Source organism: Streptomyces sp. BL1 (assembly GCF_057628045.1).
On record NZ_JBXYWZ010000002.1, the window covers coordinates 6,018,990 to 6,044,140 of the forward strand.

Annotated in this window: 25 protein-coding genes and 1 riboswitch; of the genes, 15 read left to right on the forward strand and 10 right to left on the reverse strand. The window is 72.6% G+C overall.

Going from position 1 to position 25,151, the window contains the following annotated elements; all coding sequences use genetic code 11:
• Positions 1 to 25: 25 nt before the first annotated feature.
• The 6 genes from cobO to AC3AGO_RS26445 all read right to left on the reverse strand — a co-directional run bounded on the left by cobO (position 26) and on the right by AC3AGO_RS26445 (position 7,306).
• Positions 26 to 625: a cob(I)yrinic acid a,c-diamide adenosyltransferase gene (gene cobO, locus AC3AGO_RS26420; protein WP_487822730.1), complete on the reverse strand. Its 600-nt coding sequence runs from the start codon at positions 623 to 625 to the stop codon at positions 26 to 28.
• Positions 625 to 2,745 carry a putative cobaltochelatase gene (locus AC3AGO_RS26425; RefSeq protein ID WP_487822731.1) on the reverse strand — a complete coding sequence of 707 codons (2,121 nt, stop codon included), beginning with the start codon at positions 2,743 to 2,745 and terminating at the stop codon, positions 625 to 627. Before AC3AGO_RS26425 ends, cobO begins: the two co-directional genes overlap by 1 nt.
• A 67-nt stretch (positions 2,746 to 2,812) precedes the next feature.
• The gene (locus tag AC3AGO_RS26430; RefSeq protein ID WP_487822732.1) at positions 2,813 to 4,396 is read right to left on the reverse strand and encodes a cobyric acid synthase; all 1,584 of its coding nucleotides are present in this window, start codon (positions 4,394 to 4,396) and stop codon (positions 2,813 to 2,815) included.
• Positions 4,393 to 5,346, reverse strand: coding sequence for a cobalamin biosynthesis protein (locus AC3AGO_RS26435; protein ID WP_487822733.1), 954 nt, complete (start codon positions 5,344 to 5,346; stop codon positions 4,393 to 4,395). The genes AC3AGO_RS26430 and AC3AGO_RS26435 overlap by 4 nt, the downstream gene beginning before the upstream one ends.
• 120 nt (positions 5,347 to 5,466) lie before the next feature.
• Positions 5,467 to 5,617, reverse strand: a riboswitch (cobalamin riboswitch).
• A 172-nt stretch (positions 5,618 to 5,789) separates the two neighbouring features.
• On the reverse strand, positions 5,790 to 6,014 hold the full coding sequence (locus AC3AGO_RS26440) for a hypothetical protein (protein ID WP_487822734.1): 225 nt from the start codon (positions 6,012 to 6,014) through the stop codon (positions 5,790 to 5,792).
• Positions 6,015 to 6,058: 44 nt separating this feature from the next.
• A complete protein-coding gene (locus tag AC3AGO_RS26445; protein ID WP_487822735.1) occupies positions 6,059 to 7,306 on the reverse strand; it encodes an anion permease in 1,248 nt (415 codons plus the stop codon).
• Between the two features lie 256 nt (positions 7,307 to 7,562).
• Here AC3AGO_RS26445 and AC3AGO_RS26450 point away from each other — a divergent pair, with 256 nt between their 5' ends.
• The 3 genes from AC3AGO_RS26450 (at position 7,563) to AC3AGO_RS26460 (ending at position 11,177) form a co-directional block, all read left to right on the forward strand.
• Entirely contained in the window at positions 7,563 to 8,234 is a 672-nt protein-coding gene (locus tag AC3AGO_RS26450) for a class II aldolase/adducin family protein (protein WP_487822736.1), read from the forward strand.
• Positions 8,235 to 8,299: 65 nt separating this feature from the next.
• Entirely contained in the window at positions 8,300 to 9,481 is a 1,182-nt protein-coding gene (locus tag AC3AGO_RS26455; protein ID WP_487822737.1) for an alpha/beta hydrolase family protein, read from the forward strand.
• A 310-nt stretch (positions 9,482 to 9,791) separates the two neighbouring features.
• The gene (locus AC3AGO_RS26460) at positions 9,792 to 11,177 is read left to right on the forward strand and encodes a hypothetical protein (protein ID WP_487822738.1); all 1,386 of its coding nucleotides are present in this window, start codon (positions 9,792 to 9,794) and stop codon (positions 11,175 to 11,177) included.
• Positions 11,178 to 11,251: 74 nt separating this feature from the next.
• On the opposite strand, the gene AC3AGO_RS26465 is transcribed toward AC3AGO_RS26460, so the two are convergent.
• Positions 11,252 to 11,656, reverse strand: coding sequence for a VOC family protein (locus AC3AGO_RS26465; RefSeq protein ID WP_487822739.1), 405 nt, complete (start codon positions 11,654 to 11,656; stop codon positions 11,252 to 11,254).
• A 209-nt stretch (positions 11,657 to 11,865) separates the two neighbouring features.
• Here AC3AGO_RS26465 and AC3AGO_RS26470 point away from each other — a divergent pair, with 209 nt between their 5' ends.
• The 8 genes from AC3AGO_RS26470 to amaP all read left to right on the forward strand — a co-directional run bounded on the left by AC3AGO_RS26470 (position 11,866) and on the right by amaP (position 17,543).
• Positions 11,866 to 13,464: an ABC-F family ATP-binding cassette domain-containing protein gene (locus AC3AGO_RS26470; RefSeq protein WP_487822740.1), complete on the forward strand. Its 1,599-nt coding sequence runs from the start codon at positions 11,866 to 11,868 to the stop codon at positions 13,462 to 13,464.
• 396 nt (positions 13,465 to 13,860) lie between these two features.
• Positions 13,861 to 14,082, forward strand: coding sequence for a helix-turn-helix domain-containing protein (locus AC3AGO_RS26475; protein ID WP_016907245.1), 222 nt, complete (start codon positions 13,861 to 13,863; stop codon positions 14,080 to 14,082).
• 83 nt (positions 14,083 to 14,165) lie between these two features.
• Positions 14,166 to 14,954: an enoyl-CoA hydratase/isomerase family protein gene (locus tag AC3AGO_RS26480; protein ID WP_487822741.1), complete on the forward strand. Its 789-nt coding sequence runs from the start codon at positions 14,166 to 14,168 to the stop codon at positions 14,952 to 14,954.
• A 130-nt stretch (positions 14,955 to 15,084) separates the two neighbouring features.
• Positions 15,085 to 15,612, forward strand: coding sequence for an Asp23/Gls24 family envelope stress response protein (locus AC3AGO_RS26485; RefSeq protein ID WP_487822742.1), 528 nt, complete (start codon positions 15,085 to 15,087; stop codon positions 15,610 to 15,612).
• A 28-nt stretch (positions 15,613 to 15,640) separates the two neighbouring features.
• A complete protein-coding gene (locus AC3AGO_RS26490) occupies positions 15,641 to 15,832 on the forward strand; it encodes a hypothetical protein (RefSeq protein WP_487822743.1) in 192 nt (63 codons plus the stop codon).
• Between the two features lie 37 nt (positions 15,833 to 15,869).
• Positions 15,870 to 16,262: an Asp23/Gls24 family envelope stress response protein gene (locus AC3AGO_RS26495; protein WP_487824827.1), complete on the forward strand. Its 393-nt coding sequence runs from the start codon at positions 15,870 to 15,872 to the stop codon at positions 16,260 to 16,262.
• A 23-nt stretch (positions 16,263 to 16,285) separates the two neighbouring features.
• A complete protein-coding gene (locus AC3AGO_RS26500; RefSeq protein ID WP_487824828.1) occupies positions 16,286 to 16,933 on the forward strand; it encodes a DUF6286 domain-containing protein in 648 nt (215 codons plus the stop codon).
• A 10-nt stretch (positions 16,934 to 16,943) separates the two neighbouring features.
• Positions 16,944 to 17,543: an alkaline shock response membrane anchor protein AmaP gene (gene amaP, locus AC3AGO_RS26505; RefSeq protein WP_487822744.1), complete on the forward strand. Its 600-nt coding sequence runs from the start codon at positions 16,944 to 16,946 to the stop codon at positions 17,541 to 17,543.
• A 99-nt stretch (positions 17,544 to 17,642) separates the two neighbouring features.
• Here amaP and AC3AGO_RS26510 read toward each other — a convergent pair whose 3' ends face one another.
• From AC3AGO_RS26510 to AC3AGO_RS26520, 3 genes are read right to left on the reverse strand one after another with little or no spacing between them, the layout of a single operon-like run.
• The gene (locus AC3AGO_RS26510; protein ID WP_487822745.1) at positions 17,643 to 18,404 is read right to left on the reverse strand and encodes an SDR family oxidoreductase; all 762 of its coding nucleotides are present in this window, start codon (positions 18,402 to 18,404) and stop codon (positions 17,643 to 17,645) included.
• Between the two features lie 5 nt (positions 18,405 to 18,409).
• Positions 18,410 to 19,435, reverse strand: coding sequence for an SURF1 family cytochrome oxidase biogenesis protein (locus tag AC3AGO_RS26515; RefSeq protein WP_487822746.1), 1,026 nt, complete (start codon positions 19,433 to 19,435; stop codon positions 18,410 to 18,412).
• 44 nt (positions 19,436 to 19,479) lie between these two features.
• On the reverse strand, positions 19,480 to 20,556 hold the full coding sequence (locus AC3AGO_RS26520; RefSeq protein WP_487822747.1) for a DEDDh family exonuclease: 1,077 nt from the start codon (positions 20,554 to 20,556) through the stop codon (positions 19,480 to 19,482).
• A gap of 203 nt (positions 20,557 to 20,759) precedes the next feature.
• Here AC3AGO_RS26520 and AC3AGO_RS26525 point away from each other — a divergent pair, with 203 nt between their 5' ends.
• The 4 genes from AC3AGO_RS26525 (at position 20,760) to AC3AGO_RS26540 (ending at position 25,069) form a co-directional block, all read left to right on the forward strand.
• Positions 20,760 to 21,563, forward strand: a complete 804-nt coding sequence (locus AC3AGO_RS26525) for an acetoacetate decarboxylase family protein (RefSeq protein ID WP_487822748.1) — start codon at positions 20,760 to 20,762, stop codon at positions 21,561 to 21,563.
• Positions 21,563 to 22,447 (forward strand): SDR family NAD(P)-dependent oxidoreductase, encoded by an 885-nt coding sequence (locus AC3AGO_RS26530; protein ID WP_487822749.1) that lies wholly within the window; start codon positions 21,563 to 21,565, stop codon positions 22,445 to 22,447. The genes AC3AGO_RS26525 and AC3AGO_RS26530 overlap by 1 nt, the downstream gene beginning before the upstream one ends.
• 101 nt (positions 22,448 to 22,548) lie before the next feature.
• Positions 22,549 to 23,838 carry an amidohydrolase family protein gene (locus AC3AGO_RS26535; RefSeq protein ID WP_487822750.1) on the forward strand — a complete coding sequence of 430 codons (1,290 nt, stop codon included), beginning with the start codon at positions 22,549 to 22,551 and terminating at the stop codon, positions 23,836 to 23,838.
• Positions 23,831 to 25,069 (forward strand): amidohydrolase family protein, encoded by a 1,239-nt coding sequence (locus tag AC3AGO_RS26540; protein WP_487822751.1) that lies wholly within the window; start codon positions 23,831 to 23,833, stop codon positions 25,067 to 25,069. The genes AC3AGO_RS26535 and AC3AGO_RS26540 overlap by 8 nt, the downstream gene beginning before the upstream one ends.
• Positions 25,070 to 25,151 lie beyond the last annotated feature (82 nt).

Here is a 25,151-nt window from a genome sequence, read left to right on the forward strand (position 1 = left end):
GTCACCTGCGGAACCTGCGAAACGGTCACCATTCGATGCCCCGCTGGCCCTTCTGCCCGGCGTCCATCGGGTGCTTCACCTTCGTCATCTCGGTGACCAGGTCCGCGGCGTCGAGCAGCTTCTGCGGCGCGTTCCGCCCGGTGATGACGACATGCTGGGTGCCCGGCCGGTTCCGCAGGGTCTCGATGACCTCGTCCGTGTCGATCCAGCCCCAGTGCATCGGGTAGTTGAACTCGTCCAGCACGTACAGCTTGTACGTCTCGGCCGCCAGGTCCCGCTTGACCTGCTCCCAGCCCTCGCGCGCCGCCTCCTCGTTGGAGAACTGCGCGTCGCGCTGCACCCAGGACCAGCCCTCGCCCATCTTGTGCCAGGCGACGGTGCCGCCCTCACCGGTCTCGCCGAGGACGCGCAGCGCGCGCTCCTCACCGACCTTCCATTTGGCCGACTTGACGAACTGGAACACCCCGATCGGCCAGCCCTGGTTCCAGGCGCGCAGCGCCAGCCCGAAGGCGGATGTCGACTTGCCCTTGCCCGGCCCCGTGTGGACGAAGACCAGCGGGCGGTTGCGGCGCTGACGTGTGGTGAGTCCGTCGTCCGGTACGACGCTCGGCTGTCCCTGCGGCATCAGGCGACCCTCCTGCTCTGTGTGTTTCCTGTGGCGGCGTGTACGAGATCGGTCACCGCGTCGGCGCGCAGTTCGTCCAGCGTGACGGCCGGGCCGCCCAGCTCCTGCGCCAACTCGCCCGCCAGGCCCAGGCGTACGGGCCCGGCCTCGCAGTCGACGACGACCGAGGCGGTCCCGTCGGACGCCAGCAGCCGCGCGGCACGCCGCGAGCGGTCCACCGGGTCCGGGCCGCCTGTGGCCCGCCCGTCGGTGACGGTGACCAGCAGCGGGCGCCGAGCCGCGTCCCGCAGCCGCTCCACGCGCAGCACCTCGCGCGCCTTCAGCAGGCCCGCGGCCAGCGGCGTACGGCCGCCGCTGGGCAGCGACTCCAGCCGCGCCGCTGCGGCGTCGACGGAGGACGTCGGCGGAAGCGCGACCTCGGCGTCGGACTGGCGGAAAGTGATCAGCCCGACCTTGTCGCGCCGCTGGTACGCGTCCAGCAGCAGCGACAGCACGGCACCCTTCACGGCGCTCATGCGCTTGCGGGCCGCCATCGAGCCGGAGGCGTCGACGACGAACAGCACGAGATTGCCCTCACGGCCCTCCCGCACGGCCTCCCGGAAGTCGTCCCGGCGCACCACCAGTCCGGGGCCGCTGCGCCCGCGTGTCCGCTGGTGCGGGGCCGCCGCCTGCACGGTGGCCGACAAGTGCAGCCTGCCGAGCGACCCTTGGGGCCGGCGGGCACCCATCGTGCGCCCGTGTGTCGTCCGCGCGCGGGATCGCCGTCCGGCGGCGCCCTCGCCCAGTCCGGGCACGGTCAGCGTGCGCGCCTTGAACGGCTCGCCCGCCGAGGCCGCGCCCTTCTCCCGGCTCTGCCCGGACGCCGGCTGCTCGCTCTCCTCCGGCTGCTCCTCGTCGGGGGACGCGTCCGCACGGGCCGGGCTCGGCTCCGACGGCTGCTCCTGCTCGGGGATCTCCGGCTGCTCCGACTGCCCGCCGCCGTCGGACTGTTCGTTCTCGGACGGCTGGCCGTCCTGCGGGCCCTCCGGCTCCTGGGGCGGCTGTCCACCGCCGCCGTCCGGGCCGCCACCGCCGTCCGGATCGTCGTCCCCGTCGCCCTCGTCGTCCTGTCCCGCGTTCTGCTCCAGCGTCTCGTCGAGCTTGTCCTCGTCGAGCCCGGGGGAGTCGAACGGGTTCCGGCGCCTGCGGTGCGGCAGCGCCAGCAGCGCCGCCTGCCGTACGTCCTCCGCCAGCACGTCCGTACGGTCCGCCCACGCGGCGAGCGTGGCGGCCGTACGCGCCATCACGATGTCGGCGCGCATGCCGTCCACCTCGAACGCGGCGCAGGTCGCCGCGATCTGACGGAGCGCCGCGTCGCCCAGCCGCACCTGCGGCAGCAGCGCACGGGCCGCGGCGATGCGCTCGCGCAGCGACTGCTCGTCGTCCGTCCAGTGCGCGGAGAAGCCCTCCGGGTCCTCGTCGTACGCCATGCGCCGCTTGACGACCTCGACCCGCTCGTCGGTCTCCCGGGACGCGGCCACCTCGACCGTCAGCCCGAACCGGTCGAGCAACTGCGGCCGCAGTTCGCCCTCTTCGGGGTTCATGGTGCCGACCAGCAGGAACTTCGCGGCGTGCCGTACGGACACACCCTCGCGCTCGATGTGCGACACGCCCATGGCGGCCGCGTCCAGCAGGGAGTCGATGAGGAAGTCCTGCAACAGGTTGACCTCGTCGACGTACAGCACGCCACGGTGCGCCTGTGCGAGGAGGCCGGGTTCGAACGCCTTCACGCCCTCCGACAGTGCGCGCTCGATGTCCAGCGAACCGACGAGCCTGTCCTCCGAGGCGCCGACGGGCAGTTCGACCAGCCGGGCGTCCCGCTGCACGCCGGGTGCCGTCTCGTGCGGCCCGTCCGGGCACTCCGCGTCGGGCGCGGCCGGAGCACAGGAGAACCGGCAGCCCGGCACCGTGTCGAGCTGCGGCAGCAGCGCGGCCAGCGACCGTACGGCGGTGCTCTTCGCGGTCCCCTTCTCACCCCGTACGAGCACGCCCCCGATGCTGGGGTTGACGGCGTTCAGCAGCAGTCCGAGCTGCAGGTCCCGCATACCGACAAGCGCGGTGAACGGGTACGGCGTGCTCATGCTGACGTCCTTCCTCGGTGGTGCGGGCCGGACAACGTCCGGTAACCGTGTTGCATGGCGGTGTCGTTCATGACCTCGCTCCGTCCTGAGCGGGTGCCGGCGCGCCCGGCGGGACGAACGGCAGCCCCGCGGGCGCTCCTTGCTCGATCAGCCGCAGCAGCGCGTCGGTGTCGGCGTGTTCCTCGATCAGGTCGCCCAGCCGGTCGAGCTGTTCCTCGCGCAGGGTGGCGAAGCTCGTCTCCGGCGCCGGTACGAAACCGGGGCGGCCCGCCTCGTCGGCCACCCGCCGCAGCAGCGCCCGCCGGAAGCTGTCGCACTCCAGCGACCCGTGCCAGTGTGTGCCCCGTACGGAGCCCACACGGCAGCCGTCCAGCGCGCGCCCGTGCGCGTCCGAGATGAACGCGTCGTCGCCGCCGAGCACTTCGGCGACACCGTGGTGGATCTCGTACCCCTCGACCGGCTGCCCCAGCGCCGTGCCGGCGGGCCGCGCGAGGGTCTTCTCCGGCGCGAACCGCACCCGTACGGGCAGCAGTCCGAGCCCCTCCACCGTCCCGGCGCGCGACTCGACGTCGTCCTCGATGCGTTCGCCCAGCAGCTGGTAGCCGCCGCAGATGCCCAGCACCGGGCGGCCCTCGGCGGCGCGCCGCGCCAGCGCCTGCGCCAGGCCGCGCTCCCGCAGCCAGCGCAGGGCCTTCACGGTGCCGCGGGTGCCGGGCACCACCACCAGGTCGGCGTCGGTGAGTTCCTCGGGCCGGTCGGTGAAGCGGACGACGACACCCGGCTCGGCGGCCAGCGCGTCGACATCCGTGAAGTTCGACATCAGCGGCACCGGCAGCACGGCGACCCGCAGGACGTCGCTGCCGTGCGGCGGGTCGATCGCCGACTCGCGGACCGTGCCGCGCATCGACACGCGCAGTCCGTCCTCCTCGTCGATGCCCAGCCCGTTCCGGTGCGGCAGTACGCCGAGCGTCTGCCGGCCCGTCAGCCCGCGCAGCTGCTCCAGGCCGGGCTCCAGCAGCGACACGTCGCCGCGGAACTTGTTGACCATATAGCCGGCCAGCAGCGACTGGTCCTCGCCCGACAGCAGCGCGGTCGTACCGAAGAACGACGCGAACACGCCGCCCCTGTCGATGTCGCCGACCACCACGACGGGCAGCCCGGCGGCCCGCGCGAGGCCCATGTTGACGATGTCGCTGCGCCGCAGATTGATCTCCGCCGGGCTGCCGGCGCCCTCGCAGATCACCGCGTCGTGGGTGCTGCGCAGCTCTTCCAGACAGCCGGTGACGGTCTCCAGGAGCTGCCCCTGCCGCCCGGCGTGGTAGCCACGGGCACTTAGTTCACCCACCGGCTTGCCCAGCAGTACGACCTGGCTCGTCCTGTCGCCGCCCGGCTTCAGCAGCACCGGGTTCATCAGCGCGCTCGGCTCGGTCCGCGCGGCCGCGGCCTGCATGGCCTGCGCCCGCCCGATCTCCGCACCGTCGCGCGTGACGAACGAATTGAGCGACATGTTCTGCGCCTTGAAGGGGGCGACCTTGATGCCCTTGCGCGCCAGCCAGCGGCAGATGCCCGCCGTGACCACGCTCTTGCCCGCGTCCGAGGTCGTCCCCGCGATCAGCAGACCGCCTCCGGTACGTGTACGGGTACCGCTCACACCCTCCCCTTCCCGCGGAGCAGCGCCAGCCGTCCCGCTGCGGTGACGGCCAGCGTCAGGGCGCCGACGCGCCGCGACAGCCGTACGGCCCGCTCGATGTCGCCGGAACGCACGTCGCGTCCCTCGGTGTTCAGCACGGGCCGGTGCTCCGTCCGCCCGCCGTACGAGAGCGTGCCCCCCAGACGGACACCCAGTGCACCCGCGAACGCGGCTTCCACAGGGCCCGCGTTGGGGCTGGGATGCTCTCCCGCGTCCGCCTGCCACGCGCGCCACGCGCCGTGCGGGTCGGGCCCGCCCAGTACGGCCAGCAGCGCGGTCAGCCGGGCGCCGGGCCAGCCCGCGACGTCGTCGAGCCGTGCGGCCGCCCAGCCGAACCGCAGGTGGCGGGGCGAGCGGTGGCCGACCATCGCGTCCAGCGTGTTCACGGCGCGGAACCCGGCCAGCCCCGGTACGCCCGCCAGCGCGCCCCACACGAGCGCCCCGACGACCGCGTCGGACGTGTTCTCCGCGACGGATTCGACCACAGCGCGCGCGATGCCGTCCGCGTCCAGCGCCTGCGGGTCGCGTCCGCACAGATGCGGCAACCGCCGCCGTGCGCCCTCGACATCGCCCGCCTCCAGGGCGGTGCCGATCGCCTGCGCCTCGCGGCACAGCGAGGTCCCGCCGACAACGGCCCAGGTGGCAGCGGCGGTCAGTGCCGTACGGGAGCGGGGAGCGCGGCGCAGCGCGCCGACGGCTCCGGCCGCGGCGGCTACGGTGCCGCCCACGCACAGCGCGGTGTACGCGGCGCCCGCCGTACGCCCGTCGCGCCACAGCGCGCGCTCCAGCGCGCCCGCGGCCCGCCCGAAGGCGGCGACGGGGTGCGCACGGCGCGGATCGCCCGCGAGCAGGTCGAGCGCGTAGCCCAGGGCCGCACCGGTGACATAGGAGCTGTGCTTCGCACGCGGCATGTCGTCAGCGCGCCGTCGCGCCTCGTACGGCCGTCGTCGGACAGGGAGTTGACCGGGTGCCAGACATGGCGGTGTCCTCACTCAGGGTCCGCGCCCTGGTTCGACGTGTCCGGCGGTGAGAGTCTCCTGGCTCCCGGATCGGCGCTCGTGCCGGTGCCGTTGCACCGTTCCCCTGCCTTCCAGCCCGTGTCGCTGGCGGGCCGTGACCTTCGGATGGGGAGCGCTCCCCGGTGACAGTGGCGGGACCGCGCCGGATTCTCACCGGCTTCCTCTCCTGCCGCCGCTGGGCAACGTGAAGTCCACCATGGTGAGGAAACGGCGTCAACTTCGTGTTGACCTGCGACGGAAGAGTGTGAGCAGACACACCGGAAGGGGCACCGGCCAAGACCGGTGCCCCTTCGGCGAGTTCCACGGGGTGCCGCGGACGACCGCGGCGCGCCGTGCTATGCGGCGATGATCCAGATCCCGAACGCGACGGCTGCCGCGCACAGGGCGAAGCACACGACGGCGCCGGCCCTGGCGGGCGCCGAGGCGCTCGTCGACCCGCCGTCGGCGGTGCTCCGGGACGACGTACCGACGATGCCGAGCGTGAAGACGCCCACCAGACCGACCGTCGCCACCAGCGTGACGCCGAAGACCTGGCCGAGTGCGGCCCAGTCGATTTCCATAGCGATTCTCTCTTCCGGCTTTCCGGCTTTCCGAAGCCGCGGCGTCAGGAGGAGACGCCGGCGGCGGGCTGCTTCTCCGCTGCGGCCGCGCTGTCCGTCGCCGCGGCGCCCGCGGCGGGCGGCGGGCTGACGGCCCGTACGGCGGCCGTGACGACGCCCTGCGGCGCGTCGGCCGCGGGCTCGGCGATGCGGGTGTCGTTGACGTTGGTGTGGTCGACCGGCTCACGGCGCGACAGCAGCCAGATGCCGCCGCAGATCACCAGCGCCAGCACCGCGACCGTGGTGACACCCCAGTTGCCCTGGGACGCCAGCAGCGCGGAGCCCGCGGCGACCAGTCCGGCCGCCGGCAGGGTCAGTGCCCATCCGGCGACCATCCGGCCCGCCGTCGACCAGCGCACCACGCCGCCCTTGCGGCCGACCCCGGAGCCCATGACGGCACCGGAGCAGACGTGGGTGGTGGAGAGCGAGAAGCCGATGTGCGAGGAGGCCAGGATGGTGGCCGCGGCGCCGGTCTGTGCGGCGAAGCCCTGCGGGGGCTTGATGTCGGTGAGGCCCTTGCCCATGGTGCGGATGATCCGCCAGCCGCCGAGGTAGGTGCCCAGCGCGATGGCGATGCCCGCGGACGCGATGACCCACATGGGCGGGTCCGAACCGGGTGCCAGCGCGCCGCCGGCGACGAGCGCGAGGGTGATCACGCCCATGGTCTTCTGCGCGTCGTTGGTGCCGTGCGCCAGGGAGACCAGCGCGGCGGACGTGATCTGTCCGGCGCGGTAGCCCTTGGCGGAGTCCTTCTCGTCGGTGTTCCTCGCGACGCGGTAGGTGAGCCGGGTCGCGACGAGCGAGGCGATGCCCGCGACGAGCGGGGCGGCGAGTGCCGGGATGAGCACCTTCATGACCACGGTCTCGCCGTTCACGGCGTTGAGACCGACGGACGCGACGGTGGCTCCGATGAGGCCGCCCATGAGGGCGTGCGAGGAGCTGGAGGGGAGCCCTGCCAGCCAGGTGAGCAGGTTCCAGATGATCGCGCCGACCAGCGCGGCGAAGATCACTTCAGGTTTGATCCCGGAACCTTCGTTGATGATCCCGTCAGAGATGGTCTTGGCGACCTCGACGGACAGAAACGCGCCGACGAGGTTGAGCGCCGCCGACATCGTCACCGCCACCTTGGGCTTCAGTGCCCCGGTGGAGATGGTCGTGGCCATGGCATTGGCCGTGTCGTGGAAGCCGTTCGTAAAGTCGAACACCAAGGCCGTGACGATCACGATCCCGATGAGAAGCGTGATGTGTTCCATTCACCCAGGCACAATCAGTTCGAAGGTTAATGACTCGCTGAACGTAGGTACGGCGAGTGAACGGAAGATGAACTGCGGCAGGCGCCCCGATGTCGCTGACAGACGTCTGTTGTGTGCAATGGATCACTAATGTCCGGATCTTCGGAGTCGTTCCGAACTCCCGGGCACATGCGGGGCGTTGGCCGTCCGCCCCGTACCGCCCGCCTCCCGCCGCCACCAGGCCGTTCGCTACAGTGCCGAGCCGGAGGTAAGGCATATGCACCTGCACGACGGCTGGCGTGACGCCTGGCAGCAGCTCGTGGACACCGCACGCCGGACTGTCGAGGACGGACTCGTCGTGGGCACCTCGGGCAACGTCTCGGTACGTGTCGGCGACACCGTACTCGTGACCCCCACGGGGGTCCCTTATGACAAGCTCGGCCCGGACGATCTGTGCGCCGTCGACCTGGAGGGCGGCCGTCCCGCCACCGACGGGCCGAAGCCCACCAGCGAACTGCCGATGCACCTCGCCGTATACAAGAACACCGACGCGCGCGCCGTCGTGCACACCCACGCCGTGCACGCCACCGCCGTCTCCACCCTCGTCGGCGAACTGCCGCCCGTGCACTACATGGCAGCGGCACTCGGCGGCCCCGTACGCGTCGCCCCGTACGCCACGTACGGCAGCGACGAACTGGCAGACCACATGCTCGCCGCCCTCGACGACCGCAACGCCTGCCTGCTCCAGAACCACGGCACCATGGCCTACGGCGCGACTCTCGACCAGGCGTACGACCGCACCGCACAGCTGGAGTGGATGTGCCGCGTGTGGCTCACCGCCTCCTCCGTTCCCGGTTACAGCCCCTCGCTGATCCCGCCCGACGAACTGGACCGCGTCGCGGACAGACTGCGCGGCTACGGCCAGCAGGCAGCGCCCGCCGACGACTGACGCCCCGTCACCCGCCCGGCACCGCCCACTGGCCGTCACCGCGCAGTGCGCCGACACTGGCGGAGATGCGTACGCCTACCACGGCGGCTCTTGCCGCCGCCTCCGTGCTCGGTGCCGGTGCGGCCGCCCTGGCCGCCGGCCGGTACGCCGCCGGCGCCGCCCTCGGTCCCGCCCGGCCCCACCCCGAACGCGGCCCGCTCCCTGCGGGTTTCGAGGGGCGGCCCGCGCTCATCGTGCACTCCGCCGAACCCCCGGCGGGCACCGGGAAGACCGGCAGGATCGCCCTCACCCGCTCCCTCGCCGCACGCCTGCCCGGCACCTACGGACTGGCCGGCCGCGGCAGCCACGCGGTGACCGGCCCGGTACTGGAAGCGGACACGGCGGCGGACGCCACGGCGGACACCGTCGTACGCCGGCTGGAGCGCGTCGACCACGGCGAGCTGACCCCGGGCGACAAGGTGCGGCTCACCCCGCAGATCCACACCGGCAACCCGCGCGACGCCCTCGGCCTGCGCTGCGCCGACGTCGAGGTGCCCGGTGAACTCGGCGCGCTGCCCGCCTGGTTCGTGCCCGGCGAGCGCGGCACCTGGGTCATCACGGTGCACGGCCTCGGCGCCACCCGCGAACACCCCATGAACGTGCTGCCCTGCCTCGCCCGGCTGCGCCTCCCCGTCCTCGACCTCGCCTACCGCGGCGACCCCGGAGCACCGGCCCCGCCGGACGGCGTGGGCCACTTCGGCGACGTCGAATGGCGCGATCTCGACGCCGCGATCCGGTACGCGGTACGGCACGGCGCGGAACGGATCGTCCTGCACGGCTGGTCCACCGGCGCGTCCATGGCGCTGCACGCGGCCGCCAACTCGGCGCTGCGGGACCGCATCAGCGGACTCGTCCTGGACTCGCCCGTACTCGACTGGCAGCGGGCGCTCCGGGGGCTCATCGCCGCGCGCCGCACCCCGCGCGTGCTGCTGCCCCTCGCGCTGCGCGCCGCGGAGGGCCGCACCGGGCTGCACGCCGAACGGCTCGCCGAGGTCGCCGACCCCTCCCGGCTGACCGTGCCCACCCTGCTGATCCACGGCCCGGACGACACGATCGCGCCATGGTCCGGATCCCAGGAGTACGCCGCGGCCCGCCCGGACCTCGTCACCCTCCACCGCGTCGACCAGGCCCCCCACGCGGCCATGTGGAACGCCTCCCCCCAAACCTACGAAGAAACCCTCCGCCGCTACCTGACCCCCCTGATGTAACCCCCCAGGTGTGGGCGGCTGGTCCGCCCAGAGGGCGGAACGGGCGGGCACACAGGACCGCACCCCCCAGCGGAGCGCACCCCGCACGAAACGGGGCCCGGGGCGAAGCCCCGGAAAAGGGGGCCAGGGGGCGAAGCCCACAGAGGCCGCGGGCCCGCCCCGACAGGTGGTCAGTTCCCGTAACAGGCCCCCCAGTTTGGCGTCTCCCGGCACACCATGAAGACTGCTCCCTGTGACGTCGTCCCGTACTCCGCGAGACACCCGCCTCCGACTCGTTCCGAGGCGCCCGGTCGCCGCCGCCCGCCGCACCGTGACGGCGCGCCGCGCCCGCCCCGCGCCGCGGCCGCCCGAGGGCGTGCCGCCACGCGACCAGCTCGCCCGCCAGGCGCGCGCGGCACTCGCCGACGCCGTCCGGCTGGCCCGCTGGGCGGACCGGCACGATGCCGTCCCGGAGTCCGGGGCCGAGGCCCAACAGGCCGCCGCAGCACTGCGGATGACGGTCCCGCAGATCCGCACCCAGTGGGACAGGGCCAGACTCGCCGGCCTGATCGAGCTGCACGACGGCGAGACCCGCCCCGGCTGGCGCCTGCGCGCGTGGGACCGCGACGACAGCGCCGTGCTCCGCGGCTGGGTCGCCCTGTTCGACGCCTGGTCGCTCGCGTTCCCCGCGCCGGCGCCCGCCGACCCGTCGCTGGTGGCCGAAGTCGTCGAGGCCGTACCGCAGTTCCTGTCCGTCATGCATCTGACCGCCGGGCCCGTGCGCTTCCCCGAGCTGCACGATCTGCTGGCCCGCCGGATCGCCGAGCTGCGCGCCGAACGCGACCCCGAGCACGACGCCGCGGCCGTCGGCGCGCTGCCGGGCCTGCTGGACTGGGCCCTCGACGGTCTCGCCGTCGTCGGCGCCCTGACCCGCTGCCCGGACGAACCGGACCCCCAGGAACCGGACCTCCACGAACCGGAACCGCACGAACCGGCCTCCCGGCAGCCGGACGCCGACGAGCAGTCCGCCTACGACGAGGACGCCGTACGGCAGGGCTCGGCCGTGCTGACCCCGCTCGGCAACTGGGCGGTGTGGACGAAGCTGGAGCAGATCTGCGTCGCGGCCCAGAGCCCCGCGGGGAACATCGAGCGCTCCGCCGAGGACATGCTGCGCGGCTGCGCCCGCCTCACCCCGGGCCCGGCCCGCGACGAGTACCGCGCCTGGCTGGCCGCCCGCCCCACGGGCCCCGCCGTCGTCGAGCTCCTGGAAACCGCCCGCGGCGAGGACGCCCTGATCCGCGGGCTCGCCTTCGAGGCACTGCGCGCCGTGGGCGCTCCCGCGGAGAGCGCGGTACGGGAGGCCGCCGCCGAACCGGCCCTCCGGCCCTACGCCCTCCTCTGGCTCGCCGAGCTGGAGGGCGCCGACCCCGAGGATCTGGCGGGCGGAGCGCCCGGCGTGCTCTCCCGCGAGGAGGCCACCTGGCTGTGGGTGGACACCGCGGCCGCCGTGGCCGACCACGGTGAACAGCGCCTGCTGGTCGACCACTTGGAGACAGCACTGCAGGCCTCGGTGCCCGCGCTGCTCGACGAGGTCCGGGCCACGGGGCATCCCCGTACGGTCCAGGTGCTGGTCGCTCTCGCGGCCGCGCACCCGGACCCGGCCTTCGCGAAGGCCGTCCGCCGCGCCGCCTTCCAGGTCCACAGGGGCGGCGCCTAGCGCACCCCGCCCGGGAGCGCCGGCCGGGCTGCGGCCCCGCCCGGCGCTCCGCCGCGCAGGTGCCGTCCGGCGGCTCAGCTGCCGGGCGCGTAGTCCCCGAAGCTCCAGATGTTCCCCTCCCGGTCCCGCGCCCTGTAGCTGCGCGCGCCGTAGTCCTGGTCGGCGGGCTCCTCCAGGATCTCCGCGCCGGCCTGCCGCGCCCGCGCGCAGTGCGCGTCGACGTCGTCGACCCGCACGTAGCACGCGGCGGGACCCGCGCCCGCCATCTCCTTGTTGAACGAGTCGTCGAAGGACTTGCTGCCGAGCATCACCGCGCCGTCGCCGAACCAGAGCTCGGCGTGCAGCACGACGCCCTCGTCCTCGTACACCCCGCCCTCGGTGAAGCCGAAGGCCTCCTTCAGCTGCGCGATGGCCGCTTTCGCGTCCTCGTACAGCAGCGTCGGACAGATCGCCGGAGTCCCGGCCTTCTTCTCCGCCATGCCCCTCACCAGCTTTCATCCCGTACGGATCACGCCTGGTTCACGCCTGTGCTCCGCAGTGTGGCAGCGGCCACTGACAACCGTCGGAAATCCAGTTGCGGTCCGCCGTTAGACTGGGGGTCATGGCTCATCTCCTCGTGCATTAGCAGGCGTACGCGCGCCCCTCAGTCGTCCGTACGCCCGCCCACCCATGCCTGGAGACCCCGCCCGTGATCACCGCCCACGCTCTCGAACTGCGCGCCGGCGCCCGCCTCCTGATCGAATCCGCTTCCTTCCGCATCGCCCAGGGCGACCGCATCGGCCTCGTCGGCCGCAACGGCGCGGGGAAGACCACCCTCACCAAGTGCCTGGCCGGTGAGGCCGTGCCCACCGGCGGCACCATCAGCCGCGGCGGCGACGTCGGCTACCTCCCGCAGGACCCGCGCACCGGCGACCTCGACGTGCTCGCCCGGGACCGCATCCTCTCCGCGCGCGGCCTCGACACCGTCATCCGCAAGATGCGGGAGAACGAGGACCGCATCGCGAACGGCCAGGGCGCCACCCGCGAGAAGGCCATGAAGCAGTACGAGCGCCTGGAGACCGAGTTCCTGACCAAGGGCGGGTACGCGGCCGAGTCCGAGGCCGCCACCATCGCCGCCAGTCTCAGCCTCCCGGACCGGGTGCTGGGCCAGCCGCTGCACACCCTCTCCGGTGGCCAGCGGCGCCGTGTGGAGCTGGCCCGGATCCTCTTCTCGGGCGCCGACACGCTGCTGCTCGACGAGCCGACCAACCACCTCGACGCCGACTCCGTCGTCTGGCTGCGGGACTTCCTGAAGAACTACCGCGGCGGCCTGATCGTGATCTCCCACGACGAGGCCCTGATCGAGACCGTGGTGAACAAGGTCTTCTACCTGGACGCCAACCGCTCGGCCATCGACATCTACAACATGGGCTGGAAGCAGTACATCATCCAGCGCCAGGACGACGAGAAGCGCCGCAAACGCGAGCGCACCAACGCCGAGAAGAAGGCCACGGCGCTCTCCGCGCAGGCCGCCAAGATGGGGGCCAAGGCCACCAAGGCCGTCGCCGCGAAGAACATGGCCCGCCGCGCCGAGAAGCTGATGTCCGGCCTGGATGCGGAGCGGCAGTCCGACAAGGTGGCCAAGCTCCGCTTCCCGGAGCCCGCCCCGTGCGGCAAGACCCCGCTGATGGCGGAGGACCTGTCCAAGTCGTACGGCTCGCTGGAGATCTTCTCCGGTGTCGACCTCGCCGTCGACAAGGGCTCCCGCGTCGTCATCCTGGGCCTCAACGGCGCCGGCAAGACGACGCTGCTGCGGCTGCTCGGCGGCGTCGAGGAGCCGGACACCGGCAAGGTCATCCCCGGTCACGGCCTCAAGCTCGGCTATTACGCGCAGGAGCACGAGACCCTGGACCCGGACCGCACGATCCTGGAGAACATGCGCTCCGCCGCGCCCGACATGGACCTGGTGGAGATCCGCAAGACCCTGGGTTCGTTCCTCTTCTCCGGTGACGACGTCGACAAGCCCGCCGGGGTGCTCTCGGGCGGCGAGAAGACCCGGCTCGCCCTTGCCACCCTGGTGGTGTCCTCGGCGAATGTGCTGCTGCTCGACGAGCCCACCAACAACCTCGACCCCGCCAGCCGCGAGGAGATCCTCGGCGCGCTGCACACCTTCACCGGCGCCGTCGTCCTCGTCACCCACGACGAGGGCGCGGTCAACGCCCTCCAGCCGGAGCGCATCATCATGCTGCCGGACGGCGTCGAGGACCTCTGGAGCGACGAGTACGCGGACCTGGTGGCGCTCGCCTGACGTCCCGTCACCGGTCCGCCGGGCCCCGGCGGACCCGTGCACGACGGGCCCCGGACCGCATGATCACCTTCTTCTGGATCATTCGGCCTACTGTTGATCCTTCATCTGAGTGAGGACGGCTCGTACCCCGGCGTGGCCGTACGCCGGGCGCGCGGGGTTGCGTTATGCGCCGTCCCCTCGCCGTCCCGTTCCTCATTCAGCGGGCTGACCAGCCGCTTCCTCCGGCCGGCCGGAATGAGCCGCTGCGGCTCCCCGCCGGAATGCAGTATTCCGCCGGAATAGAGGGCCGCGCGCCCATCCAGGGCAGTTGGACGGACCTTGCCGAATGGGTGGCCAGAAGTGGGGGGAGGGGTGATCATGAGAGCTACAGAGCGCACTTCCCACGAGGAGGCACGGGTGGCCGAGACTCTGAAGAAGGGCAGCCGGGTTACCGGCGCCGCGCGCGAGAAGCTCGCGGCAGACCTCAAGAAGAAGTACGACTCCGGTGCGAGCATCCGGGCGCTGGCCGAAGAGACGGGCCGTTCCTACGGATTCGTTCACCGGATGCTCAGCGAGTCCGGCGTGACCCTGCGTGGTCGCGGCGGAGCGACACGGGGCAAGAAGTCAGCCTCGTCCTGACCTGGGGCGGGGCTTCCGACCGTCTGTCTCCGGTGGTTACTCTTCGGTTAACTTAGCCGCGGAGTAACCACCGGAGGACTGTCATGACCTCGCATGCCCTGCTGGACCAGGACGGCGTACGGCTGACCGTGGACGGTGAGGTGGCCACGGTCACCCTCGCCAACCAGGAGAAGCGCAACGCCCAGTCGCCCGCGATGTGGCGGGCCCTTGCGAAGGCGGGGCGCGAACTTCCCGGCACGGTGCGGGTCGTCGTGCTGTGCGGAGAGGGCAGGTCCTTCTCCGCGGGCCTGGACCGGCAGGCGTTCACCCCCGAGGGGTTCGACGGCGAGCCGTCCTTCCTGGACATGGCGCGCGGCCCCGAGGCGGAGATGGACGCGACCATCGCCGCGTACCAGGAGGCGTTCACCTGGTGGCGGCGGAACGACGTGATCAGCATCGCCGCCGTGCAGGGGCACGCCATCGGTGCGGGCTTCCAGCTGGCGCTCGCCTGTGATCTGCGGGTGTGTGCGGACGATGTCCAGTTCGCGATGCGGGAGACCAGTCTGGGGCTGGTGCCCGATCTGACGGGCACTCACCCGCTGGTCCATCTCGTCGGCTACGCGCGGGCGCTGGAGATCTGCGCGACCGGGCGCTACGTGCACGCGGACGAGGCCTCCCGGACCGGGCTGGCCAATCTCGTGGTGTCCGCGGGCGAACTCGACGACGCCGTCGCCGACTTGTCCGCCGCACTGCTCACGGCGCCGCGCGACGCCGTCATCGAGACCAAGGCCCTGCTGGTGGGCGCGGGTTCGCGTTCGTACGAGGAGCAGCGTGCCGCTGAGCGGGGCGCTCAGGGGCGGCGGCTGCGGGCCCTGGCGGGTGTCGAGGACTGATGCCGGCGACGGGCGGCCGGGTGCTCACTCGTTCGGCCGCCCGTATCCGGGGCGGGGGCCGTCGGGCGCGCTTAACGTGGGCTGCGGAGCGGCAGGCCGCTCTGTTCCCCTCGGAAAGGGTGTGAAGGCCATGTCCGACACCGCGACCGGTGACCGTCACGAACCGTCCGGCTCGTCCGCGGCGGGCAAGGAGAACCCCGGCAAGGACGCGCAGGGCCGGGCGCAGGGCGGCGGCCGCTCGTCCCTGCCGGACCCCGCGGACCGCGGGCGCACCAGCATCGCCGACGGTGTGGTGGAGAAGATCGCCGGCATGGCGGCCCGCGATGTGGTCGGTGTGCACGCGATGGGAGGCGGCGGTCTGTCCCGCACCTTCGGCGCGGTGCGCGACCGGGTGCCGGGTGGCGGGAAGTCCGTCACGCGCGGCGTGAAGGCCGAGGTCGGCGAGGTGCAGACGGCGCTCGACCTGGAGGTCGTCGTCGAGTACGGGGTCGACATCGCCAAGGTGGCGCGGACCGTACGGGTCAATGTCATCGGTGCCGTCGAGCAGATGACCGGGCTCGAGGTCGTCGAGGTCAATATCGCGGTCGGCGACGTAAAGCTGCCCGACGAGGATGACGAAGAAGACGAGGAAGAGTCCGAGAAGCCCCGCTTGAAGTAGCGGTGCCACTGCAGCGAAGGAGCGCAGGATGACCATGGCCGGAATCGGTTTGATCGCCGGTATGGCGCTGGGCTTCGCCGGATACTTCGGCGGATTCGGAGCCTTTGTGCTGGTGGCGGCGCTGGGCGCCGTCGGCTTTGTGGCGGGCAGGTTCCTCGACGGGGACCTGGAGGCCGGGGAGTTCTTCCGCAGGCGCGACGACGACCGCCGGCGGGGCTGATCCGGTGGCTGGAGCGGAGAGCACGTCGTCGGCGACCGTGGCCACAGCGACCAGGGCGACGCCGGAGGAGGAGCGGGTGGGCCCCGTCGAACGGGGCCAGACGCGGATCGCCGACAGGGTGGTCGCGAAGGTCGCCTCGCAGGCTGCCCGGGAGGCGCTCCGCGCCGGCCCGGGCGCCCGGGCGCTGCCCGCCGGGCGGAGCTTCAAGCCGCGCGCGACGGTCTCGGTCCAGGACGACAGGGCGCGGGTGCGGGTGACCGTCGACCTGGGCTATCCGTCGGACATCGGGACGCAGTGCGCCGATGTGCGTCGCCAAGTCGCTTTGCGGGTAAGCGAGTTGGTCGGCATGGAAGTGCGGGACGTGGCCGTGTCGGTCGAGCGGCTGCACTCCGCGTACCTCGACGGTGAGGGTGTCGGGAGGGTCCGGTGAGCGACGACGAGAGCACGCGGCGGATGCCCACGCTGGAGAAGGAGCCGCAGCACGAGGCCGGAGGCGAGGGGGAGGGCTGGGAGCAGTCCGAGTCCGCCGCCGCGTACGACAGCTCCGGCGGCGGAGGCCACGCGGGCCGCTTCTGGTCGGCCCGGCGCGTGCCCGCGGCGATCGTCGCGCTGGTGCTGCTGGCGGGGACCGGGGTGCTGGTCTACGACCTGGCGGCCGTGCGGAGCGGACGCCGGGCTATGGGCTGGCGGAGCACGCTGGCCCAGGAGTTGGCGACGACACGGCTGGACAGCACTGCGGTCATCGCCGGAGCGGCGGTGGCCGCAGTGCTGGGATTGTGGCTGATTCTGCTGGCGGTGACGCCGGGTCAGCGCAGCGTGCTGCCGATGCGCAGGGGAAGCCCGGACGTACGGGCCGGTCTGGAGCGCAGCGCCGCGGCCCTGGTGCTGCGGGACCGCGCGATGGAGGTGTCCGGCGTGCAGTCCGTACGGATCGACGTGGGGCGGCGCAAGGTGAAGGCCCGGGCGCAGGCGCACTTCCGGGATCTGGACGAGGTGCGCGGCGACTTGGACACGGCGCTGGAGGACGGCGTACGGGAGCTGGGTCTGGCCCGGCGGCTGGGCCTCAAGGTGCGGGTGCGTCGTCCGGCCAGGAAGGGCTGAGGAGGTCACAATGCTGCGGACCGTGAACCGGGTGCTGCTCGGCCTGGCCGGACTGGTGCTGCTGGCGCTGGGGCTCGCCGCGCTGGTGGGCGGGCTGGACCTGGCGCGCCGTCAGGGCGTGGACATGCCCGGCTGGTGGCCGTGGGCGACGCCCGGCGAGGTGCTGCTGACCGACGGCCAGAGGACCAACTGGCGTGCCGAGGGCTGGTGGTGGCCGGCCGTCTTCGTGGTGCTGGGCGTGGTGCTGGTGCTGCTGCTGTGGTGGCTGCTGGCGCAGCTCCGGCGGCGCAGGCTCAGTGAGGTGCTGGTGGACTCCGGCGACGGCGCGGGCGCTGTGCTGCGCAGCCGGGCGCTGGAGAACGCGGTGGCCGCCGAGGCCGAGTCGATGAAGGGCGTGGACCGGGCGCGGGTCGCGCTGTGCGGGCGGAAGCGGACGCAGCCGCGGGCCCGGGTGGGGCTGCTGCTGGAGGCGCACGCGGAGCCCGGGGCCGCGGTGGCGGGGCTGCGGAACGAGGCGCTGGAGCACGCGCGGGTCTCGGCCGGGCTGGACAGGCTGCCCGCCGAAGTGCGGCTGCGCTGCGTCAGGCACCGCGCGGAGCGCGTGAACTGACGGGCTGTCGGCCGGGCTGGACGACAGCGGAGGCGCCGCGGGACCGGGAACGGCCCGCGGCGCCTCCGTGTGTGCCGGGGTGCGCGCCAGGGGTGCGGCTCAGAAGCCGTGCCGGGAGCCGCCGTCGACGGGGACGATCACGCCGGTCAGGTACGAGGCACCGGGGGAGAGCAGGAACGCGGCGGTGCGGCCGAACTCCTCGGGGGTGCCGTAGCGGCGCAGCGGGATCGTCCCGGCGTTGCGGGCACGGGCCGCGTCGGCGTCGCCGCTGAGGGAGTCGAGGTACTCCAGCCGTTCGGTGGCGACCCTGCCCGGGGCGAGGCCGACGACGCGGATGCCGCGCGGGCCGAGCTCGTCGGCGAGGGTCTTCGCGTAGCCGGCGAGGCCGGGGCGGAGGCCGTTGGAGATGGTGAGGCCGGGGATCGGCTCGAACACGGACATGGACAGCACGAAGCCGATCACGCCGCCGTCGCCGAGCTCGGCGGAGGCGGTGCGGGCCAGGCGTACGGCGCCGAGGAAGACCGACTCGAAGGAGCTCTGCCACTGCTCGTCGGTGAGCTGGTCGGCGGGGACGCCGGCGGGCGGGCCGCCCACGCTGATGAGGATGCCGTCGAGGCGGCCGAAGCGGGAGCGGGCCGCCTCGATCAGCCGGGGCGCGGCGTCGGGGTCGGCGTTGTCGGCGGTCACGCCGGCGGCGGAGTCCTCGCCGAGGCGGCTCGCGGCACCGGCGACGGACTCGTCGTTCCGGCCGGAGACGATCACCTTGGCGCCCTCGGCGACGAGCTGCTCCGCGGTGGCGTAGCCGAGCCCGCGGGTGCCGCCGGTGACGATGTAGACGCGGTCCTTCAGTCCAAGATCCATGGCTCTCAGTCTGCCTTGTCGCGGGGGCGCTTGGGAGAGCCGCCCGGCCTCGTGAGCGACGCGAGATCCGCCATGCCGATCCGTTCCTCCCGGGGCGGCTGCGCGGGCCGGGGCTGCGGGGCGGCGGGTTCCGGCTCCGGTTCCGGCCCGGTCTCCTGCTCGGTCTCCGCCGTGACGGGTTCCGGTACGGGGGCGGGGTCGGCGTCGGAGGGTGCGGCGTCGCTGTCGGCGGGCGGGGTGCCGTCCGGGGTGCCTTCGGCGGTGCCGGAGCGCCGCGCTTCGAGGAGGTCCGCGCGCTCGCGGCGTACCAGCACCACCCAGCCGACCGGGACGGCGGCGGCGAACAGCCACCACTGGACCGCGTAGGCCATGTGCGGGCCGATGCTGTCGTGCTCGGGCTCGGGGACCTTCTCCGGCTGCTTGCCTTGCGGCTCGGGCGAGGTCTTCGTCAGCTGGACGTAGCCGCCGATGACCGGCCTGTGCAGGGTCTTCGACTGCTGCTTGCTGTTGATCAGCATGACCTGACGGGGCGGCAGATCGCCCTTGTCCTTGATGCCGCTCTTCGCGCTCGTCTCGTCGGCCATCATCCGGCCGGTGACCGTGACCTCGCCCTTGGGCGGGGCGGGGGTCTTCGGGAAGCGCGTGAGGTCGCCGTTCGCCTCGATCCAGCCGCGGTTCACCAGGACCGCCGTGCCGTCCTTCCGGACGAGCGGGGTGAGCACGTAGTAGCCGATGGTCTGCTCGTCGGCGGCGGTGCGCTGCCGGACGACCGACTCGTGTGCCGTGTCGTACCTGCCGGTGGCGCTGACCGTGCGGAACTGGTCGTCGTCCGCGGGCTCACGGCCCACGCCGGTCAGCTTCGTGACGGGCTCGGCGGGGGACGCGAGGCTGGAGGAGATCAGCTGATTGTGGGTGACCTTCGCCTCGTGCCGGTGCAGCTGCCAGAAGCCCAGCTTGACCATCACGGGGATCAGCACGAGGGCGATAAGGGTGAGAATCACCCATTGCCGGGACAACAGGAAGCGGTACACGCCTATTGACGGTACCGGGCGGCTTTCGCGGACCGGGCTCGGGGTCACGCTCCGGGCGCGGGAGCCACGTCCTGCAGGAGCTGGCTGAACGCGGCCTCGTCGATGACCGGGGTGCCGAACTGGCGGGCCTTGGTGAGCTTTGACGTGGCCGCGTCGGGGTCGTTGGTCACCAGCACGCTGGTGAGACGGGAGACGCTGGTGGCGATGTGCAGGCCGGCGTCGATCGCGCGGTCCTCCAGCAGCTCGCGGTCCACCGACGTGTCGCCGGAGATGGCGACGCGCATGCCCTGCACCAGCCGGCCGTCCGGCTCGAGCCGTCCCGGGTTCGGAAAGGGGCACTTGGGGCGCTTGCGCGACGGGCGCCAGCTGTTGGCGTACGGACGGGAGCTCTGGCCGTACCCCCCGGAGCCGCGGTCCTGGCCCGAACGGCCGCCGCCCAGCACGCTGTCCGACCACTCGGTGAGCGGGGTGCAGGCCAGCAGGGGAAGCCGGGCGCGGCGGCGGGCGGCGATGTGCAGGCTGGGGCGGAAGGCCTCGGCCAGCACCCGGGCGTCGTCCAGGGCGTGGTGCGCGCGCTGTTGCTGCACGCCGTAGTGCGCGGCGAGGGATTCGAGCTTGTGGTTGGGCAGCGGGAGCGAGAGCTCCTTCGCGAGCGCGATGGTGCACAGCCGCTGCCGGACGGGCGCGGTGCGCTCCGCGCGGGCGTACTCCCTCGCGATCATCGACCAGTCGAAGAGGGCGTTGTGTGCGACCAGCACGCGGTCCGAGAGATGCTCGGCGAACTCGTCGGCGATGTCCGCGAACAGCGGGGCGTGCGCGAGCTCTTCGGACGTCAGCCCGTGGATCCAGACGGGGCCCGGATCGCGCTGCGGATTGACCGTCGAATACCAGTGGTCCTCGACCTCGCCGCGGGCGTCCAGGCGGTAGACGGCGGCGGACACTATGCGGTCGTCGCGCGCGAGCCCCGTGGTCTCGACGTCCACCACCGCATAGCCCGTCGGATAGCCGTCCGGCCAGTCGCCGCGGTCCCCGTCCGGGGCCGGCACACCGGTGCCGGCCGTGCGGTGCGCGGGCGGCTGCGCGGGGAGCTGCGGAGCGGCTGCCGTCTGGTCTTCGAGCATGGTCCCAGAGAATACGGGGCGGCACTGACAGCCCGGGAAGCGCGGCCCACGGACCGGGCGAATCGGGCGGATCGCCTCGTACGTCCGGACGCGTCCCGTACAACTGCGGGAGTGTGTCCGGTGTCTGCCCGGCTCTTCATCCTTTGCGCCTTCTGAGGTAACGGTGTGTCAGATACGCCGACCGACGGAAAGGGCGGTGCGCCATGGCGCACGTACGGTACGGGCCGCGCGGTGCGGAGGAGATCAGGCGTGCCCGGCAGGCGAGTTCGCGGCTGCCGGACATCTGGTCCACGGGAGTGGTGGCGGTCTGGGAGACGGATCCGGATGTGGCCGCGGCCGTGCTGCCGCCTCCGCTGAAGCCGGCCGGGCGTCCGCTCGTCCGCGCGAACATCAGCCAGGTCGAGCTGCCCGGCTATCCGCTCGGCGCGGGTTCCGTGGCGGTCGCGGCCGAGCAGGGCGGCACCGCGGGCTGGTATCCGCTCGTCATGCCGATGACGCACGAACGGGCCCTGACGGCGGGGCGCGAGGTGTTCGGCGAGCCGAAGAAGCTCGGCGAGGTGTCGGTCGAGCGTGACGCGGACACGGGTGAGGTGCGGGCGCGGCTCGCGCGGCACGGTGTCTGTTTCGTCGAGGTGCGCGGAACTGTGGACGGTTCACTGCCGCTGCCGGGGCCCTCGGAAAAGGTGGACTTCTACTTCAAGTTCCTTCCCGCGGTGGACGGTGAGGGCTTCGACGGGGAGCCGGTGCTCGTCCACTGCACGCGGGAGGAGAAGGTGCGGGCGCTGGAGTCGGTGACCGGCGAGGTGGTGCTGCGCGAGTCGCCGTACGACCCGGTCGCGGACCTTCCGGTGCGCGGGCCGGTGGAGATCACCATCGGGGAGAAGACCACGGCGCAGCGCGGCAAGGTGGCCGAGAAGGTGAGTGCGCAGGCACTGCTGCCCTATGTACACCAGCGGTACGACGATGCGGCGCAGGTGCACGACGGGCCGCCGGAGGAGGGTGCCTGATGGAGTGCCGGGAGGGACAGACGGCGGTCGTCACCGGTGCGGCGAGCGGCATCGGGCTCGCGATGGCACGCCGGTTCGCGGCCGAGGGGCTGAACGTGGTGCTCGCCGACGTCGAGGAGGACGCCCTGCGCAAGGCGGCCGACGGACTGCGCGACGAGGGCGCCCGCGTACTCGCGCACGTGGTCGACGTCAGCGAGCAGGAGTCGGTCGACGAACTGGCCGAAGCCGCCTACGAGTCGTTCGGCGCGGTGCACGTGCTGTGCAACAACGCGGGCGTCGGCTCGGGCGCCGAGGGCCGCATGTGGGAGCACGAACTGAACGACTGGCGCTGGGCGTTCAGCGTCAACGTGTGGGGCGTTTTCCACGGCGTACGGGCCTTCGTGCCGCGCATGCTGGCGGCCGGTGAGCCCGGGCACGTCGTCAACACGTCGTCGGGCGACGGCGGTATCGCGCCACTGCCGACCGCGTCCGTGTACGCGGTCACCAAGGCGGCGGTCGTCACGATGACCGAGTCGCTGTACGCGCAACTGCGCGCGGAGAACGCGGCCGTGGGGTGCTCCGTATTGTTCCCCGGGCCGCACATGCTGCGCACCGGACTGTGGGAGTCGTACCGCAACAGGCCCGAGCGGTACGCCAAGACGCGCCCGCGCAGGACCCCGTACCGCAGCCTCGGCCAGTGGGAGACGGCCATGCGGGAGGCCGGCCACGAGGTGACCTTCACTCCGGTCGAGGAGGTCGCACAGTTCGTCCTGGACGGAGTGCGCGAGGGCCGCTTCTGGCTGCTGCCGGACAGTGAGCACAGCGACCGTCAGATACGGGCCCGCGCACAGTCGATGCTGGACCGTGCGGACCCGGGCTATCTGGAGAGCTTCATCCTGGACTGACCGGCGGACCGGCCCGCCGTACGGCACCTGACGGGGCGTACGGAAACCGGCAGCCGGGCGGGCCGGACTCGTCGAACCGAACCGATCGAGGGGTTGCGCACATGACGGCACAGGACGACCCGTACCTGATCATCTCCTCCGACTGCCACGCCGGACTGCCCACCGAGCAGTACCGGCCCTATCTGGAGTCCCGTTTCCACCGGGAGTTCGACGATTTCCTCGGCCGGCGGGACGCCCGGATCGAGGAGTCGACGCGGCTGGGCATCCGCAACGAGGACTTCGCCCGCAAGTGGTTCGAGGAGAACGAGGAAGGACTGCGCGGCGGCTGGGACGCGGCGCAGCGCGTCAAGGAGCTGGACGGCGACGGGGTGGCGGCCGAGGTGGTCTTCCCCGACGCGGACGCCGTGGACAGCGGTACGGCCGCACCGTTCGGCGTGGGCCTCGGCCTCTCCGGCGACCAGGACCCGCGGCTGGGCATGGCGGGCGCGAAGGCGCACAACCGGTGGCTGGCGGAGTTCTGCTCCGAGCACCCCGAACGGCACTGCGGTGTCGCCCTGTTGCCGATCACGGCCGAGCCGGGGGAGGTCGTCGCCGAGATCCGCCGGGCGAAGGAATCCGGGCTCGGGGCGCTGATGATCCCGGCCATGTGGGGCGACAAGGAGCCGTACCACGACCGGCGTTACGACCCCGTGTGGGCGGCGGCGGCCGAGGCGGGCATGCCGGTCGTCACGCACTCCGGCGCGGCGCCGCGCGACGAGTACGGCGACCATCTGGGCATCTACGTCAGCGAGGTGACGTGGTGGCCGGCCCGGCCGCTGTGGTTCATGCTGTGGTCCGGTGTCTTCGAGCGGCATCCCGGACTGCGGTTCGGTGTCGCGGAGTCGGGCTGCTGGTGGCTGCCGAACCTGCTGTGGTTCATGGACCGGCTGTACCTGGGCGCGCACGGCGGCAAGAAGCTCTCGCCGTTCGCCGAGCTCAAGCGGGCGCCCCACGAGTACCTCGACCGGCAGGTGTTCATCTGCGCGACCAACACCAAACGGCGCGAACTGGCGCAGCGTTACGAGATCGGCGTGGACAACATCCTGTGGGGCAGCGACTTCCCGCACCCGGAGGGCACCTGGCCGAAGACGGGGGAGTGGCTGCGGAAGACCTTCCACGACATCCCGGTGGGGGAGACGCGGCGGATGCTCGGGCAGTCGGCGGCCGAGGTGTTCGGCTTCGACACGGAGGCGCTGGCGCCGCTCGCCGAACGCATCGGCCCCACACCGGCCGACCTGGGACAGCCCGCCGACCAGGGCCCCGTGGAGGCCTCCTGGCGGCGCTCCCGTGAGACGGGCCGGCACTGGCTGACCGGTTTCGACTTCCCGTACGTGGGGGTGGGCGATGCGTGAGCCGGCGGACGAGCGCTACACGGTCATCTCGGCCGACTGTCATGCGGGTGCCGATCTCCTCGACTACAAGCCGTACTTGGAGAAGGAGCACCACGACGACTTCGACGCCTGGGCGGAGCACTACGTCAACCCGTACGAGGACCTGCTGGCCGACAGTGCGGACCGGAACTGGAACTCGGCGCGCAGGCTGGCCGAACTGGAGGCGGACGGCATCGTCGCCGAGGTCGTCTTCCCGAACACCATTCCGCCGTTCTTCCCCAGCGCCTCGCTGATGGCCCCCGCGCCCACGCGCGCGGAGTACGAACAGCGCTGGGCCGGACTGCGCGCGCACAACCGCTGGCTGGCCGAGTTCTGCGCCGACGCACCCGGCCGGCGCGCCGGGGTCGCGCAGATCCTGCTGAACGACGTGGACGAGGCCGTACGGGAGGTCCGCCGCACCCACGCGGCCGGACTGACGGGCGGTGTCCTGCTGCCGGGCACCCCTCCGGGCTGCGGACTCCCCGAGCTGTACTCGCAGGTGTACGACCCGCTGTGGGCGGTGTGCGAGGAGCTCGGCGTACCCGTCAACCACCACGGCGGTTCGGCGTCGCCGCCGCTGGGCGAAGAGCCCGCAGCGCGCGCGGTGTTCATGGTGGAGACCACCTGGTTCTCGCACCGCGCCCTGTGGCACCTGGTGTTCGGCGGCGCTTTCCGGCGCCACCCCGGGCTGCGGCTCGTCCTGACCGAACAGGGCTCGGGGTGGATTCCCGGCGTGCTGGAGATGCTGGACTACTACCACTCGCGGCTGGTCGCCGCCGCGTCGAAGGCGGGCACCGCGGAGTCCAAGTTCGGCGCGGGGCTCGCCGCTTCGATGGGCAAGGGGCCCAGCGAGGTGTGGCGCGACAACTGCTATGTGGGCGCCAGCTTCATGCGCCCGCACGAGGTGCCGCTGCGCGGCCGGATCGGCCTCGACAAGATCATGTGGGGCAGCGACTACCCGCACGACGAGGGCACCCACCCGTACTCGCGCGAGGGGCTGCGCATCGCGTACGCGGGGCTGCCGCGCGACGAGGTGGCGCAGCTGGTGGGCGGCAACGCGGCCCGGGTGTACGGCTTCGACCTGGACGCGCTCGCCCCGGTAGCGGCGCGCTGCGGGCCCACCGTCGCGGAGATCGCCGAACCCCTGGAGACGGTGCCCGCGGACGCGACCAGTCCGGCGTTCGCGCCGGAGGGCCGGGTGCGCGTGTGGTGAGGGGACGGTGAGCGGGCCGCGTACGGGGTGACGGGGCGGCGTACGGGGGAGGGGACCGGAGAATACCTCCCGGTAACAACCT